The sequence below is a fragment of the Pseudoalteromonas sp. A41-2 genome (genome assembly GCF_015767615.1).
In the GTDB taxonomy this organism is placed as follows: Bacteria; Pseudomonadota; Gammaproteobacteria; order Enterobacterales; family Alteromonadaceae; genus Pseudoalteromonas; species Pseudoalteromonas lipolytica.
Window position 1 is genome coordinate 1,484,374 of sequence record NZ_CP065231.1, and the last position, 17,286, is coordinate 1,501,659.

The 17,286-nt window shown below is 42.1% G+C and carries 13 protein-coding genes; 7 read left to right on the forward strand and 6 right to left on the reverse strand.

Annotation, left to right across the window (positions count from 1 at the left end; all coding sequences use genetic code 11):
- Nucleotides 1–136: 136 nt before the first annotated feature.
- From apbC to IT970_RS06895, 5 genes are all read left to right on the forward strand, one after another.
- Nucleotides 137–1,216 carry an iron-sulfur cluster carrier protein ApbC gene (gene apbC, locus IT970_RS06875; protein ID WP_036968944.1) on the forward strand — a complete coding sequence of 360 codons (1,080 nt, stop codon included), beginning with the start codon at nucleotides 137–139 and terminating at the stop codon, nucleotides 1,214–1,216.
- Nucleotides 1,217–1,526: 310 nt separating this feature from the next.
- Nucleotides 1,527–4,169: a glycoside hydrolase family 16 protein gene (locus tag IT970_RS06880; RefSeq protein ID WP_180311516.1), complete on the forward strand. Its 2,643-nt coding sequence runs from the start codon at nucleotides 1,527–1,529 to the stop codon at nucleotides 4,167–4,169.
- A 126-nt stretch (nucleotides 4,170–4,295) separates the two neighbouring features.
- Nucleotides 4,296–7,202, forward strand: coding sequence for a TonB-dependent receptor (locus tag IT970_RS06885; RefSeq protein WP_371915638.1), 2,907 nt, complete (start codon nucleotides 4,296–4,298; stop codon nucleotides 7,200–7,202).
- 408 nt (nucleotides 7,203–7,610) lie between these two features.
- Nucleotides 7,611–8,198, forward strand: a complete 588-nt coding sequence (gene dcd / locus IT970_RS06890; RefSeq protein ID WP_036968938.1) for a dCTP deaminase — start codon at nucleotides 7,611–7,613, stop codon at nucleotides 8,196–8,198.
- 187 nt (nucleotides 8,199–8,385) lie between these two features.
- Complete coding sequence (locus tag IT970_RS06895) at nucleotides 8,386–10,812, forward strand: EAL domain-containing protein (RefSeq protein WP_196857707.1); 2,427 nt, start codon at nucleotides 8,386–8,388, stop codon at nucleotides 10,810–10,812.
- On the opposite strand, the gene IT970_RS06900 is transcribed toward IT970_RS06895, so the two are convergent.
- Nucleotides 10,778–11,557, reverse strand: a complete 780-nt coding sequence (locus IT970_RS06900; protein WP_371915637.1) for a CLCA_X family protein — start codon at nucleotides 11,555–11,557, stop codon at nucleotides 10,778–10,780. The two genes, IT970_RS06895 and IT970_RS06900, sit on opposite strands and share 35 nt — an antisense overlap.
- Nucleotides 11,554–12,153 carry a tRNA-uridine aminocarboxypropyltransferase gene (locus IT970_RS06905; RefSeq protein WP_065979822.1) on the reverse strand — a complete coding sequence of 200 codons (600 nt, stop codon included), beginning with the start codon at nucleotides 12,151–12,153 and terminating at the stop codon, nucleotides 11,554–11,556. The genes IT970_RS06900 and IT970_RS06905 overlap by 4 nt, the downstream gene beginning before the upstream one ends.
- A 126-nt stretch (nucleotides 12,154–12,279) precedes the next feature.
- Here IT970_RS06905 and IT970_RS06910 point away from each other — a divergent pair, with 126 nt between their 5' ends.
- Together IT970_RS06910 and IT970_RS06915 are read left to right on the forward strand one after the other, a co-directional pair.
- Nucleotides 12,280–12,624 (forward strand): Hpt domain-containing protein, encoded by a 345-nt coding sequence (locus IT970_RS06910; protein ID WP_065979823.1) that lies wholly within the window; start codon nucleotides 12,280–12,282, stop codon nucleotides 12,622–12,624.
- A 93-nt stretch (nucleotides 12,625–12,717) separates the two neighbouring features.
- Entirely contained in the window at nucleotides 12,718–13,935 is a 1,218-nt protein-coding gene (locus IT970_RS06915; protein ID WP_036968919.1) for a pyridoxal phosphate-dependent aminotransferase, read from the forward strand.
- Between the two features lie 324 nt (nucleotides 13,936–14,259).
- On the opposite strand, the gene IT970_RS06920 is transcribed toward IT970_RS06915, so the two are convergent.
- Genes IT970_RS06920 through IT970_RS06935 form a run of 4 tightly spaced genes read right to left on the reverse strand, consistent with a single transcriptional unit; the run spans nucleotide 14,260 to nucleotide 17,160 of the window.
- On the reverse strand, nucleotides 14,260–14,727 hold the full coding sequence (locus tag IT970_RS06920; protein WP_036968917.1) for a glycine zipper 2TM domain-containing protein: 468 nt from the start codon (nucleotides 14,725–14,727) through the stop codon (nucleotides 14,260–14,262).
- Nucleotides 14,728–14,739: 12 nt separating this feature from the next.
- Entirely contained in the window at nucleotides 14,740–15,351 is a 612-nt protein-coding gene (lpoB, locus tag IT970_RS06925; protein ID WP_036968915.1) for a penicillin-binding protein activator LpoB, read from the reverse strand.
- Nucleotides 15,352–15,361: 10 nt separating this feature from the next.
- A complete protein-coding gene (locus IT970_RS06930) occupies nucleotides 15,362–15,787 on the reverse strand; it encodes a YcfL family protein (protein ID WP_036968913.1) in 426 nt (141 codons plus the stop codon).
- A gap of 8 nt (nucleotides 15,788–15,795) precedes the next feature.
- Nucleotides 15,796–17,160, reverse strand: coding sequence for a COG3014 family protein (locus IT970_RS06935; protein ID WP_065979824.1), 1,365 nt, complete (start codon nucleotides 17,158–17,160; stop codon nucleotides 15,796–15,798).
- Nucleotides 17,161–17,286: the final 126 nt, after the last annotated feature.

Below are 17,286 nucleotides of genomic sequence, written 5' to 3' on the forward strand. Positions count from 1 at the left end.
ATATCATTATTTAATTCATTGCGAGTTGCCTATATACAAAACAACGCAATGATATTATCTAATTGTCTGGTTTTAATGCCTTGAATGTTACATAATTCCGAAGCACTTTTCATCAAAGAAACGCTATTTTATTGCTATGTTTGGACTGTCAAAATTATTCTCTGGTAAATCGGCTGAAAAAGAACCGCTACTTGATGCGTTAGCTGCTTATAGAAGCAGCGCATTTGCGATTGGGATTGAAGCCCAATGGGTAAAAGAAATAACAATAAATACCGACAAAAGCTTTAAGGTTAAGCTGGAATTACCCTTTGCTGGCAAGGGAGAATTAGCACAAATCGAAGAGTTTGTTAGCAATAAGCTCTCAGTATCGGTGAGCATCGACGCCGAGGTGTCATTACCCAACCAATGCTGCTTTAAGCAGATTAAGCAGATTGTACTTGTTGCATCTGGCAAAGGGGGAGTGGGTAAGTCGACAACGGCTGTGAATCTTGCCTCAGCACTTGAGCAAGAGGGAGCTAAAGTGGGGATTTTAGATGCTGATATTTATGGCCCATCGATCCCTTTACTTTTAGGTCTGCAGGGTGCTGAGCCTAAAACACTGGATAATAAAAACTTATTACCATTTGAAGCACATAATTTGAAAGCGCAATCAATTGGTTTCTTAGTGCCGAGTGATGATGCAACAGTGTGGCGAGGCCCCATGGCATCGGGGGCGCTTAATCAACTTATGAATGAGACCGATTGGGGTGAACTTGATTACCTCATCGTTGATATGCCGCCCGGCACCGGTGATATTCAACTAACCATGAGTCAAAAAGTACCTGCTAGTGGCGCTGTAATTATTACAACACCGCAAGATTTAGCCCTAGCTGATGCACAAAAGGGGATTGCTATGTTTAATAAGGTCAATATTCCAGTATTGGGTCTTATTGAGAACATGAGTTACTTTTTATGTGGTCATTGCGGCGAACCCAATCATGTATTTGGCAAAGATGGCGCTGTAAAATTAGCTCACCGCCATGGTGTGCCTGTATTAGCCAACATCCCTCTTGCGATTGAAATACGTGAAAGCTCGGAGCAAGGGCAGGTAATTTCTCGAGATAATGCAGCATCAATCAGCGCTACCTACAAAAATGCTGCACGTATCCTAGCCAGCAGCTTGCATTACCAGCAAACACAAAATAGTTCGGTAGAAATACTGATAACAGAAGATTAAACACAGAAAAAAATGTTAATTTCTTGTTTTTTATTACTCATTGTGACAATGAGGTATTTGTGTTTTTGTGCTTAATCAGTGCATTTACTGCCCTTTAGAGTGTTTTTTGTCTACTTAAAAGACACAAATGTTCGATTTTTGTTAATATTTTATTGACCTTTTCACAACCCTGACATACGCTTTTGTAAGCGCTTACATTGTTTGGCTTTTTATTTGCCCTTAAATGTAAGCGCTTACAATTGGCTGATTAAAAAAATACTTATACCGATCAGCTGAGTACTAACAAACACTCATGTTAGGGTTCAATGTAATGAACAGAATTAAAACACACATAACACAACTTGCGATGGCGCTTTCTGTAGCGACATTAGCTGGCTGCGGTGGCTCTGCCACAGAAACAAAAATCGACACTATCAACCCAAGTGAACCCACTTCTGATTGGGTGATGATATGGGAGGATGACTTTAATGGCGATTCAATTGACGATGGTAAATGGAACTTCGAAGTTGATTGTGCCGGTGGGGGTAATAACGAAAAACAATGTTACACCGACAGCAAAGATAATGCTTTTGTTGAAAATGGCATTCTAAATATTGTTGCACTGCCCGCAGAGGAAGGTGCGACTAAACCGTATACCTCAGCACGTCTAAATACTCGCTATAAAGCTGATTTTAAATACGGACGCTTTGAAATGCGCGCTAAACTGCCAAGTGGTCAAGGTGCATGGCCTGCCTTTTGGATGATGCCCACAGACGAAGTATACGGCGGTTGGCCCCGCTCTGGTGAAATTGACATTGTTGAAGCCGTGAACCTTAAAGTGCCTACCGATGATGGTCTAGAATCAAACATCTACGGAACATTGCATTATGGTAAAGAGTGGCCAAATAACGATCAAAGCGGCAAAGCGTATACCTTTGATCAGGCGTCAAACCCTGCAGATGATTTCCATACCTATGCAATAGAATGGCAAGAGGGAGAAATTCGCTGGTATATTGATGACTACCTCTACGCGACTCAGCGAAAGTCTGAACTGCTTTATAACGCCAGCGGCGAAGCGCTAGCGCTAAAGCATAAAGGATGGTATTCAGAATATTTCGACCAAACAACGGGTGAACTAACGACATTTTGGGATGCTTCACCCTATGATCAAGAGTTTTACTTGATATTAAACTTTGCAGTTGGTGGTGATTGGCCAGAAAACGTTAATGCGACGGGCATAGATACGAGTGCATTCGAAAATGGTCAAGCGTTCGAAATTGATTATGTACGAGTTTATGAGTGTGCTCAAAATCCAGACACGGGTAAAGGCTGTGAAACTGTCCGCCCAGGGTATGACAGCGTAGAAGATGCACTGGTAGAAGGTGCTGCACCAGCCCCAACGCCGCCAAGCGATGGCACGGTTACGCCGCTTACCATTTTTGATGGTAGCTTCAATCCAAATTGGCCTGCATGGGATTGCTGTGGTGGTTCTACACCCGCCCTTGTTGAAGATGTAGAGCGTGGCGAAGTAGTTGAGTTTAATATTGGTGCGCAGCCAACAGTGAATGGATTTATTAGTCGTGAAGCCTTTATCACTGACGAAAATGGTGTTGCTTCACCTTATGATGCAAGTGCTATGTTGGAGGATGGTTACGTACGATTTGATATGCAAATCATGTCATTACCTGCCACGCCAGATGCTCCTTGGCTTTTTAAAATAGAAAGTGACGAGGGCAGTTCTGCAGTCGAAATGAACCTTAACATGAGTACTGAAGGTGCTGAACCTGTCGTCGGTGTATGGCAAACCTTCACCTTTCCACTGCAAGCACTTGCAGATGCAGGATTAAATGTGTCACTTATTGATGTCATCATGATCTTCCCTGCATGGGGTCAAGGTGAGGGTGCAGTTTATCGTGTTGATAATGTTGAAATTACAAACGGCGCATCGACCTCTTTACCTTCATTAACGTTATTCACAGATGAAACGAACATTGACTGGCCGTTGTGGGATTGTTGTGGTGGCTCAACGCCAATTGAAGTCATGGATGATGAGGCTCACGGGGTAACAGCAGAGTTTTCTATCGGTGCTCAACCGACAGTTATGGGCTTTATTAACCGGACATCATCAGGTGGTAGTGGTTCACAATTTGATGCGACAGCGCTTGTGGACGAGGGGATGTTGCAGTTCGAAATGAAAGTGATATCTCTGTCGAGCACACCAGAGGCAGCGTGGTTGCTAAAAGTTGAATCAGACAACGGTACAACCGCTGTGGAGGTTAATCTGAACACCAGTGTTGAGGGGGTTGACCCTGTTGCGGGTGAATGGCAAACCTATACTTTCCCTATTAGTACGTTGCTGCAAGCAGGCTTAGATGTCAGCGCTATTGATGTGATCATGATTTTCCCTGCTTGGGGTCAAGGTGAAGGGGCTGTATATCGTGTAGATAATGCACGTATTTATGCACCAGAACCACAGTCTGATCTCACATTATTTGCTGATAATGTCGCTGAGCAATGGAGTATTTGGGATTGCTGCGCAGGCCGTACACCAACAGTTGAAACGGATGATGAAGCGCATGGTGCTGTGGCTGAGTTTAAAATAGGTGCAACAGCTACTGTTATGGGCTTTTTAGCTGCTGATGGCGTGAGTTTTGATGCTTCTCATATGGTTTCTGAAGGGGTTGTTCGTTTTGAAATGAAACTGGTTTCAAATGCCAGCAATCAAGATGCGCAGTGGTTGTTCAAAATCGAATCGAATGATGCAGGTCAAGCTGTTGAGCTTGCGCTAAGTGCTAGCCAAGAAGGCGTCGAGCCTGTGGTCGGGGAATGGCAAACTTACACCTATACATTGTCTGACTTGCTCAGTGCAGGTCTTGATATTAGTGCAATAGACGTTGTCATGGTATTTCCCTCGTGGGGCATGGGAGAAGGTGCGGTCTATCGTATCGATAATGCCGTGATTACAAACCCATAATTTCATCTGACAACAGGCTAGGGTGCACACAAAACAGCACCCATTTTACATGACAATTTTTTGCAAAAGCAGGTAATCATGAAAAGCACAAAATTAATTAAAACACCTCTTGCAGCATCAATCGCAATGATCCTGACAACAGGGTTTGGCAATCTCTCAATGGCGTATGCTCAAGATGAGCAACAGCAAGTAGATAAAGAAATCGAAGTCATCGAAATTAAAGGTATTCGTGGCAGTATGATCCGTGCCATGGACATGAAACGAGACGCAACGGGAGTGATTGATGCCATCTCAGCAGAAGAAATGGGTAAATTTCCCGACACCAATTTGGCCGAGTCATTACAACGTATAACGGGTGTCTCTGTCAGCCGCTCGAATGGCGAGGGGAGTGAAATCACAGTACGGGGGTTTGGCCCTGAGTTTAATCTTATCATGTTAAACGGACGTCAAATGCCGGGGACGGGTTATACCCGCTCTTACGCACTTGAAAATATTGCCGCAGATGGTGTCAGTGCGCTCGAAGTGGCTAAGTCAGGTCAAGCTGATGTGCCAAGTGGGGGCTTGGGGGCGACGGTCAATATTATCACGACTCGCCCATTGAATAGCCCTGGTGAAAAATTTAGTTCCTCAATTAAGGCTATTCACGATTCGTCAAACGAGGCAGGTGATGATGTAACTCCTGAGTTTTCTGCCATGTACAGTAATACCTACGCTGAAGATTCTGTTGGTTTTGCGGTATCGTTTTCTCATCAAGAGCGTGATTTTCAACAGCAAAATGCCAATATTCAGGGTTGGCAAGCCAATGTCGATTTACCGACGCTAGATGAGGGGGCATTTATCGACCCGCGTGCAGTCGACAGCGAAGGTAAACGTGTTGGTAATCATTTCTTCCCGAAAGATATGAACTACAGCATTGCGGATGCAGAACGTGAACGTACAAATGGTCAAGTGACTTTGCAGTATGCGCCCATTGATAACTTTGTTGCTACGCTTGATTACACAGCAAGCCGAGCAATCACAGGCGTTAATACCGTTGGTTGGGGTATCTGGAACGAGTTCGGTGGTAACATCAATCGCTATGAGCTGGATGAAAACGGTACTGCTTTATTCGCTGATATTAGTGGTAACGATGGCTCATTCACAGCAAATCGAGAAACCACTGAAGTTAAAGCACGCTCAATTGGTTTAAACCTAGAGTGGCAAATTAACAATGAATGGGAAGTAGAGTTCGACTACCACGACTCTAAAAATGAAATAGACAACGGTGCTGATGACGGATTAGGTTCATCGGGGCAAATCATCCTCGGTTCAGATCAATTGCGTAGTAAGGTTTACGATTACCGTACAGGTGAGATCCCGCATGCTTACGTTAATTGGAACAACGGGACTACGGTACTAGACCCAAGCGAGATTGACTCAAATTTCAGCCAGTTTATTTACTCTCCGGGTGAGTCGAACGTTGAGCAAGCGCAGTTGCATACACATTGGTTTAATGAGCGTTTTGAAATCCCATTGGTAAAAGTGAAATTTGGTGCTGCACATACAAAACAAACCATGGGTGGGTTCACTGCATGGAGTGGTTTGCGAGGGGGTCCTGGCTTTAACCCATCATTCACAGAAATCTTTCCTGATGGCATGTTCACCTACAAGGAAACGGGTGACATGTTAGATCAATTTGAGGGGGGAGGCAGTGATTTACAACCGAACTATTACTATACCTACAGTTTTGAAGAGGCTTTAGCCCGGCAACTCGCTTACTTAAACGAAGATCTTTTAGGTGATAACTACTATTCAATCGATCCCTTTTTCGATGGCATTGACAGTGAAAGTTATGTTGAAGAGAAAACGCAAAGCGTCTACGTGAATACGTTGTGGGAATTTGATGTCGCTAATCACTTTGTACAAATTAATGCTGGGCTTCGCTATGAAGAAACGGATGTCACCAGCACGGTACGCCAACGTGTTGAACAACAAGTGAATTGGGTGAGTGAATCAGAGTGGATCATGCAATATGAAGCTGGCGGCACCGATAACTTTTACCAAGAACAAGGCAATTATGATATTTGGTTACCTAATATTGATGTAAAAGTAGAGTTAACCGATGAACTCGTTGGCCGTGTTTCGTGGGGTAAAACGATGGCTCGAGCTCCTTTGGGCGATTTAGCGGGTGGACGCAGCCTGACCGGCAGTCCAAAACCGGGTGCTCGCACGGGTGGGCAAGGTAACACGAACCTGTTGCCATTTGAGTCTACAAACTTGGATGTGTCTATTGAATATTACTACGGCGAAGGCAGCTATGCGTCTGTTGGTTACTTTAAAAAAGACGTGGATAACTTTATTCAACGTCAAATCACTGAAACGACAATCGATGGCCTTTACGATATTTTAGACGGGCCGCGTTATCAAGAAGCCATTGCAGCTATTGAAGCGCGTAATGAGCAAGTCACAAGCAAAGCCATTTTTAACGAAATGATTGCCCTTGGCTATGGTAATGCTGATGGTGAAATAGAACCAAGTAGTTCAGACCCGTTAATAGTGTGGAATATTACCCAGCCGCAAAACACGGACAGTAAGTCAGTTGATGGTGTAGAGGTTGCGATACAGCACTTGTTTGGTGAAAGCGGCTTTGGCTTAGGTGTGAACGCGACATTTGTTGATGGTGATGTTGAATTTGACGTAGACAGCCTAACACAACAGTCGCCACTACCAGGTTTGAGTAATTCTGCAAACTTCCAAGCTTTCTATGACAAAGACGGTTTGTCGGTAAAAGTGACCTACGCATGGCGTGACGCTTACTTGATTGGTGTTGGCCAATCACAAGGCTCAGCGGATGCACCACCACAGTTTGGTGACACATTCGGGCAGTGGGACTTAAGCGTAAACTACGATATAAACGAAAACATGACGGTGTTCTTTGAGGGAATTAACCTCAATAATGAAACCGAGCGCGGTTATGGCCGTTACGAAGAGCAGTTTTTGTTTGCTCGTCAATACGGCGCTCGTTACGCAATTGGTGCACGCTACAGGTTTTAAACAACACGTTATCTCCCAAGACATGAAAGCCGCTCTCTGAGCGGCTTATTTACTATTTTGCGCACTAACATCGCGAGAGTACGAACTCGTTAACGTATTTGAAGGTTCATATTTTCTCAGCTTATGTCGCGTCTTGTTATACATTCATTGTATTAAAAAAATCATTTCACCCCATACTAAACGTAAAAGTTATTCTTAACGGTTTAAATGAGTATAAAAAATTAATTCATGAAGAAATGTCTGTAAGACTAACTTGATAAGTGAGTTTTGTGTCACAATAATCCCAGCATACTGTGAGCTTTAACGCTTATTGATTGCATTAAATGCATGAACTAACGTGAAGCAAGATAATTTTTACAGCGCAACATGTTGATAATAACTGTTTGGCTGTTTTAGGTAGAATAATAAATGAGATTATCAGATACCCATATTCAGCAATATATTAACGAGGGTCGTATCGTTATAGAACCTTCACCGAGTAAAGACATGATTTCTGGGGTGACGGTAGACTTACGTTTAGGCAATAAGTTTCGAGTGTTTCAAGATCATACCGCAGCTTACGTTGATTTAAGCGGTCCGAAAGATCAACTTAATAAAGCGATGGAATCGATTATGAGCGACGAAATCGTGTTAGCGGAAGAAGAAGCCTTTTTTCTTCACCCAGGCGAATTAGCCTTGGCGATTACGCATGAAAAAGTTACGTTACCCGCTGATATTGTGGGTTGGTTAGATGGCCGCTCCTCACTCGCTCGCCTTGGTTTAATGGTGCACGTAACGGCACACCGAATTGACCCAGGTTGGTCAGGTAATATTGTGCTTGAGTTTTATAACTCGGGTAAATTGCCTTTGGCATTAAGACCCATGATGAAAATAGGGGCGATGAGTTTTGAGACCATGACCAGCCCAGCCGAAAATCCTTACAACACCCGTAAAGATGCGAAATATAAAGACCAAAACTCGGCGGTAGCGAGTCGTATTAGCGACGATAATAAGTAAGCTTTTCTTATGTGGCCTACGGGCCACAGTACTTTAATTGCAAATCGTTCCCAAAAGTTGGCAATTTACGCTGTTCCCCCCCATACTTTTAGCTGGTGTTTAATGGCACGGAGCTAAAATGCTTTCAATCAGCAGGTGCATCCTTACGTTTTATAAACAGCTGGTAACTGCTACTTGTTGTCTTTTTTTGTATACCTTTACAGCGACTTTAAATGCGGCTGAACTCCCTGTTTGGCTGATAAACACTGATGACCCAGTTTTTATTGTTAGCCAATCACTGCAGCAGAAATTAGACGATAAGCATAAAGTAAATATGCTTGAACCCAAAACACTTCGCTTAAAAGCACACAGTTCGTATTGGCTTGTCATCGACTTAAATAAGTTACCAAGTAATCAAGACTACGTTGTGTATATTGCTGAACCCAACTTAACGTGGAAAAAGTTTTATCTTCTTGATGATTTATTACAAATTCAAAATAAAGATAGATTGGCATCATTAGTCAGCTTATCGAGTGTGAGACCACATTGGTTAGTCGATCACAATCGTCAAAATCGCTGGGCACTTCTTAACTTCCAACATGAGCATGCGATATCAATTGAAGTCGGGGTTGTTTCAGCTAAAACGTTTGAAGTTAATTTACACCAAACAATTTTGGGGTATGGCGCTATCCTGGGTGTATTGGTTTTATGCATGTTTGTATGTGGGGTGTATTACTTCATATCGAAACGCTTTAAGTATCTGACATTAAATGCTTACTTCGTTTTAGTGACCATTGGATTTATGATAGATAATGGTTTAACGAGCTTTTTTGTTAGCGGGTTAGAGTGGAGCGCTAAGTGGCTTGTAAACCAGTATGCATTGTGTTTTGGTGCTTATTTTTTGTATCACTTTGCTGCAATAAACAGACTTAAAAGTCACTATAAATCGGTGTGGATCGCTTTATTAAGTGTGTCAATTATTACTACAATAATGGCTTCGTTATTGCCACAACTCAATCTGCAATCGTCGTACATTTTTAGTTGTATCGTCTTTTTAATGCTCGCAGGTATTGCGATTACTATTTTGTATAAAGGAAAAGGTGAGCGTACGCGTTTAAGATTATTAATGGTGCTTACGTTGTCTGTTCAAGCGTTTAGTTGGTTGGTGTGGAATGGCTTTGGTGTTGGTAATCACACCATGCAAAATGTCATTGTATTATTCACATCGTTAGCTATTAGTTCATTGTTGTTACTTAAAGATAGACACAGAATTTCATCATTTAATTATTCAATGACACATGATGCGGATACAAAATTACCCAATAAACAATTGCTACTGAGTGAAATAATGAAAAAAGTAGCGCACAAACAACATTTTTCTGTGATGTTGTTCAGGCCCCATGTCTTGGTAAATGCCAGAGCAACATTTGGCTATGAGCATGCTAATAACTGCATTGTGACTACGCTGGATGTACTTACCCAACAGCTTGAATCGATTAATGCTTTAAGGCTGGAAACCCATGTTGATCAAGGTGTCTGGATAGCACGCGTTGATGACAGTATTTTTGCTTGTGTTGTAATGGGGGAGTTGGAACTGAGTCATATAGAGCAATTTGCTTGTTTGATTCATGGAGTGTTTGAAGAGGGCATCACGCATAACAATGTAAAATTAGTTGATAGTGTTGATATTGGTGTTGCCCATTATCCTTTACATGGTAATACCGCCAGACAAATTCTACAGTGCGCGATTCAAGCTATGAGTGAAAAGCGCCTGCAAGGTGAGCGCTGGCGTATGTTTGATTTAGAAAGTGCGAGACTCTCTGAGCAAAGGCTGCTCATTGCCGCATCATTAAAATTAGCGATTGAAGAAGATCAATTAAACTTACATTTTCAGCCACAGATATGTTTAGAAACGGGTGATATTGTGGGTTGCGAAGCGCTACTTCGTTGGCATCACCCTGCACTTGGAGCAATCGGCCCTGATACCTTTATTCCGATTGCTGAGTCCTCAGGGGTCATTAATCAACTTACCGAGTGGGTCGTTGCGAAAGGCATAGAATGGCAAGCAAGGTTTTGTGAGTTAATACCTGAGCATGTCATTTCTATTAATATCTCGGCAAAAGATTTGCTCAATAAAGATTTACCTGTGCTGTTTATTACTAAGTTAAATGAGCTAGGTGTAAGTGCTGATTCTGTGATGCTTGAGTTAACAGAATCAGCGACCCTGGAAGAAAGTAAAAATATAAAAATAACACTGGACGATTATCGCTTAATTGGTGTGAAACTCGCCATTGATGATTTTGGTACAGGTTACTCTTCACTCGCTTATTTAAGTCAACTGGGCTTTGATGAGGTGAAAATTGATAAGCAGTTTGTTCTTAATCTCGCTTTTTCGTTAAATGATCAAAGTATCTGTAAAGCAACCTGTGATATTGCTAAAACGCTCGGTGCCAAAGTGGTGGCCGAGGGCATTGAAGACCCGCAGAGCTTGGCCATTTTACAACGTTATGGCTGCCAAATAGGGCAGGGATATTACTTTTCTAAACCGCTTGAGGCTGACGATTATTTACTGTGGATCAAGAACTTTAAGTCGGTTGATGTTAGCCACGATGTAAAAGCACACCTAGTTGATTAAAATACCGTAATAATGCGTCTGAGCAGCGTGATGTATGCTCTATGCTTGGGTAAATTAAACCACCGTCATTTAAGCCACTCACTAAAAAACTATTTTTAATCGCAGGATGGACAGCAATGCATTGCTCAAAACACCGTGCCGCAAGTTCTTCTGGCATGCTCATATAAATATGCTGTCGTTGTTTATCAAAGGCTATCGATTGTGTGACGAACTCGTTTGGGTTATTACCTTGAGTATCTAAAAAAACCTGATGAAAAAACTGATTGAGGAAATGATTTAACGGGTGTGTTAAATCAGGTGTTTGGGTTAACCACAATGATGAGCAAAACTGCATGGGTTGTCTGTGTGGGAACATATGCTGGCAAATATGGTGATCAAAGGCATGAAACCACTCATGTGCGAGGGCTCCTCCTCCGGCATTTTTTGCCAGAGCAAGTGTTTGGCTTTGCGCATTATAATGTGCTTGCACTCCTTTTTGACCGCCATGACCGAAAGCAAAATTCAGTTTTCCACGAAGGCCCATTGCCACAGGTGGTAATGACAGTATTTGTGCGAGATCTGCCAGCGCGTCATAAATTAAATTTGCAGCTAATAATCGTTCTTGCTTGGTAACCCAATGACCCACAACGAGGGTACGAAATCCGAACGTGTCGCGAATATCGTCAAAATCAACTTGGTCATCAAAACGGTAATCGGGACCTTGGCGGCTAAACCCCGCACTTAAACGTTTAGACACTCGCATTATAAGTAACGTGCCTTGACTGCTTGAGGCATGTGCTGAGTTTGTTTTTCAACAAGCGCCGTGAGTAAATGATAAAGCGGGTCAACATTACACTGTTCGATTAAATTAAGGCTCTGTGCAACGGCTTCTAATGTCGACAAGCTATCGGCGCGAGGTGCTTTTCTGATCACGTATTTGTTTTTTGGTAAAGTGGCGAAGCTGACAGCCTTGAAGTGCTGCAAACTTGGGGTCAGCATCAGCATTTTGTAGGCTTTTTTCCATGTGCCATCAAGCACCACTAAATGAGTAAGCTGTTGTTTAAAGTCTAATGTTGCATCAGTGCACTTATCAAGCATGATTGCATTATCGGCGGGATACAACAGTGCCGTACTCTGTGTTGGCAGTGAGGCAAGCTCAGGAAAGTCTTGCTCAGACTCACCACTCAAAATAATACAGTTCGCTAAACCTAATTTAAGCAGGTGCGCTGTATTTTTAGTTACTTTTTCTTCGCTAGGATGACGTAATATAATGATTTTTAGTTTATTATTAATTATGCTTATCGCATTACATAAGCAGGTTCTGACTGAAAAGCCACAACCCGAACACAGTTCTCTAGCCATATTAAACTTCTAGCATACAATTAAAGTATGGCTATTATACATGAGCTCTGGTCATAGGGTTGCTTTTTTATAATGAACAGCTAGAGTTGCGATTTAAATGATGACGTTTTTGATCAAGGGATAAACATGACGACGATCACAATAGATGAAGGTGCACTTGAAGGTATGGAATCGCTTTTGGGTGATCAATTTGCCGACACCTTAACCTTTTGCTGCAGTGAGTTTCAACGCTTGAGTGGTGAAGTTTTAGCGAATTTGGATTCAGAAAATGAAGTTGCTGCGCGTCATGCACATAGCTTAAAGTCAAATGCTGCGCAATTCGGTGCATCGAGCTTATCTGATGTTGCTCGCGAAATTGAACAGGCGTTAAACGAGGGGCATGTGGATACAGCAATAGAAAAGTCACAAAACCTTGACGCGCAAGTTGCAGGTTCAGTTGAAAAACTACAGGCCTGGTTTGCTGGTCGCTAATAACTTGAATTTATTTCAGTTATAACCTCAAAAATCCACTAGCGTGGTTAGCCTCTGCTAGGTTAGTCTTAGGGTCTAATAGTAGAGGTAACCATGTCACAAATAAAAAAGAGTCACAAACTTAACGGTGTCTGTTATGACATTCGTGGGCCTGTGCTTGCACAAGCTCGAAAAATGGAAGATGAAGGTCAAAAAGTTCTCAAGCTTAATATTGGCAACCCTGCGGCCTTTGGTTTTGATATGCCTGAAGATATGCACCGCGATATCATCCGTAACTTGTATTCAGCCCAAGGCTACTGTGACTCTAAAGGCCTTTACTCTGCCCGTGTGGCTGTTTATCAACACTATCAGCAACGTGGATTATTCAACCTAGATGTCGACCATATTTATATCGGTAATGGGGTGAGCGAGCTTATTCAAATGACGACTCAAGCATTGCTTGATAACGATGATGAAGTACTGATCCCAGCACCCGATTACCCACTATGGACCGCGTCTGTTAAATTAGCGGGTGGTAACCCTGTTCATTATTTATGTGATGAAGAACAAGATTGGTTTCCAGATATTGCTGATATAAAAAGTAAAATTACCTCAAAGACAAAAGCGCTGGTACTGATTAACCCGAACAATCCAACGGGGGCTGTCTACAGTGATGACTTATTAATGGAGCTTATTAATATTGCGCGAGAGCATAAGTTGCTGTTATTAAGTGATGAGATATACGAGAAAATTTTATATGACGGCGCCACACATACCTCAATAGGGGCGTTGTGTGATGATGTGCCTATTATTACCTTTAACGGCCTTGCAAAAACATACCGAGCAGCGGGCTTGCGTATGGGCTGGATGGTATTAAGTGGCCGTACAAGTGTAATGGAAGACTTAGTGCGTGGTTTAGATATGTTGGCATCTATGCGCCTGTGTGCCAATGTACCTGCACAATATGCGATTCAGCAAGCATTGGGTGGTGTACAGTCAATCGATAATCTAATTAACCCCGGTGGGCGCTTGTGTGTGCAACGTGATATTGCATGGCAAGGACTAAATGCGATAGACGGCATTAGTTGTAAAAAACCAAAAGGCGCACTGTATGCCTTTGCAAAAGTTGACACCGACAAGTTTAAGATTAAAAACGATGAACGCATGATCTTAGATTTGCTGAAAGCCGAAAAAATACTGCTCGTGCACGGCAGGGCATTCAACTGGCCTGAGCCTGACCACTTTAGATTGGTGTTTTTACCGAACAAAGATGATTTAACTGAAGCAATGGGTAAGATGCAACGATTCTTTGCAGATTACAAACAGAGCTAAAATCAGCGATCATAACAGCGAGCTAAGGCTCTAATGCCGTTCACTTTAGGTGAGCGGCATTTCTTTTTATGGAGTAACGATTGCTCGCCGTTACTTTTACCAGTTCGCAATAATACTTAATAATACTTATTCCAATGTGCAATAAGACTTAATCATTTTGAGGAATTGAACCTGTCGCTACCCGCGTTAAAAATCTCTGACTTACGACTGCATAGATGCAGAGCAATTGCCGATAACACCTAAATAACGACATTTTTACCTTATTATCAACGCGGTTTTATTGCCTCAAAATAGATTACTTAATTAAGCGAATTAGTATTACTATTAAAAAGCCTTATCTACGCGAACGGTGTTATCACTTAAATAAACAAGACGAACTTTGTCACCTTGATTAAATATCATCCGACTATCCTTGTCTTGAACGACCATGTATTGCTCGCCACTTTCTACTTGAATCATTAACTCAACAAGTTGATATTCAATATAACGGCTTGATTGCTGACGGTTGTGTGCAATCGACCCGCCAATCATTGAACCAAGAATAGTTGCCACAGTTCGACCACTTCCGCCGCCAAATTGATTCCCTACAACACCGCCTAATAGTGCGCCGCCAAAGGTTTTCCAGCCATTTGTTTGGTCTTTAACCAGTTCTTGCTCGGTAATATTACGAACTGACTGCACTGAACCAAACAAAACTTGCTGCACGGGAACCGCTTTATTACGCTGATAATCTGCGTAACTCGGCGCACTGAGCAGTAAACATAGGCTAAATAAACTAATAAGGTACTTCATATAACCTCCTGGCTACCAGCCAAAAGTAGATTTTTCGCGTGTTTTACGGATTTCAGTTTCATCAGCCCACTCAATCAGGCCACTTTTTAAATCCATTAAACGCATTGTGAATTTATAATAGACATCGGCTTTATCTGCATTAGATTTTACAATGCTCGACAGGTTACCGTATAACATATACTGCGCTCCCACTTGCTGACCAAATGCGATTGCAGTATTGGGATTGACGAGCGGGTCGACATTTTGGAAATTAAGCTGTTCGCGCACCGCTTCGACACGCGTCATATCAACAAAACGGAATTTACCGCTGCGTAATAATTGTGTCGAAATAGAGTCAGTGATTGATTCTGTATCAATATGCTCGCTGGTTTTATTTTTTATCCGCTCAACAAACACGATAGGACGCGAATTTGCTGTTAATGTCCCCACAACAGGCGATGCCAATAACGAATCTGTCATTTGGCTGGCGACCTTTTGCAAATCAGTTGAACCAAAGTTGATATCGGTTGTTTCAACAGCCTGAGCATCACCATAACTGACAACTGCTTTGTTGGCACAGCCAGATAACAGTAACGACGTTGCAATTGCGATAGCGGTGGCTGATTTCACTGAATATAATTTCATTGTGGCTTCCTTAATCTTCGAATTCTTGTGCTTCTGTTGAGACTTCACGAACAGCAAGCGAAAAGGTGACTGCATCAGATGTTGGGGCTAAGCCCGGTAGTTGTGTTTTTGCAAAACCAAACAAGGTAATTGCTTGCCATGGTGAGTGATTGCCTTTTATGACAAACCCATCGGCGTCATACCAAGTAAATTGATATTGTAAATATTGAGACTTTTTATACTGACTTGCTAATGTCACAACCACATCGGTTAAGCCATTGGTTTGGCGAGTTTTTACATCAGAAATCGCAAGCTTGTTACCAAGTTCAGGGTTATTAACAATAAGTTGTTGATTATATTGTTGTGATGCTTGCTCGACACCGATACCAGAGGTGGTTGGGCGAGAGGAGCAAGCCGCAACGAGTAATAGGGTTAGTAATGGCACTAAATATTTCATTATTGCTCCTAGAGTTGGACTACATGTGAGTCAAAGTAGTTATTAATAAAGGTTAGGTAGACAAAGGTTAACCCCTGCTTACTAACCGCAAAGTCAATTTTTCCGTGCCCTGACACCCACAGAGAGTGATTACCAGGGGTCATTGCTGTTTGTGCGATACTTAACTGATTTGGTAAAGTTAACCAACTGCGAGTATCTGCTTGCTCAGAGGCAAGGTTATATATATTCGCTAAAATATTGCCGACATCACCACCACTTCTGGCAAGTTCTGCACGCATTTTTTCTTTTGCCACTAGCCTCAAAACTTGTCGTGAAACTCTGCCCGCGCTTTGATCTTTCAATGTTTTCGCTGCAAGTGACTCAAGCCGAACTATCGGCGTGAGTGTTAAACTTTCACCCGAGACCGTGATATTTTTTTGTGAGCTCACATAAGGCACGTCACTGTATACGGGCATGGCGATACTGTAAAAACGCGCATCGCCACGCGAAGTATAAATGGGTAACCGTAAATTATATTCTTGCTTAGCAGGGATCAGGCCTTGCTCGGCAATAATAATAACCTGACCTTGATTGGCGTTGACCTCATTGAGCTTACCAAAACGCTGACTAAAAGTTTCAAAGTCTTGATCAAAACCTTGTTTTTTAGCGAGTCGTAATACATTTTGTTGTAAATATGTATTATCGGTGTTTATCTCTAGGGCTTTTTTATAATCGATATAGGCATCATCAAATTGTTTATTCGCCTCATAAAGCATACCCGATAAATAAAACGTAAAAGCATTTTGAAAACCGTTCTTCACATCACCAATTAGCGTGGTCATGTCGGGGTAGCCAGCGGCGGCTTCTTCAGTGCGTTTATCGAGCTCAGCTTGATTATCTTTCAGTGCATCTTCTTGTACTTTGTTTGCACGCCTTATTTCTACTAAAGCCGATTCTAATTGGTTTTCAAATACATAACTAAGCGCTTTATAGCTATGCAACATAGTCATTTCGTACGCGGGTGGTTCATAACTAATGACTGAGTCATTGGTTAATAATGCGTTACTTTGCTCAAGACCTGCGCTTATTTGTAGTTTTGCAGCTTGGCGCTTTTTTTCCATATTCATATAAACAGCTTCAAATGTGCTGTTAGCCTCAGAGTGCTGATCTGATAAAAACGCTAACCGCGCAGTTTCCAGCTGATTTAACAAATAGTTACTGTGCATTGAACTGTTACTAGGTAATAGTTGGTTGGCTGTGTCGATATCATTTTGGCTGACAGCTTGGCGCACTGGCCTTAACTGTGTTGCATAATCTTGGAATAGATCAGTAATACCTATGGTACTGCAACCAGATAACAGTAAAACAGCTCCAATAAATAAATGTCGATGCACTGAATACTCCTATAAGACAATGTAATCAGAGTAGCATACGCGACTTAACCGTCTATGATAAATTATGTAAAAAATCGTAAGTGATTTACGTTTAGAACGGTCTTGTATTTTATTATCAAAAGGATA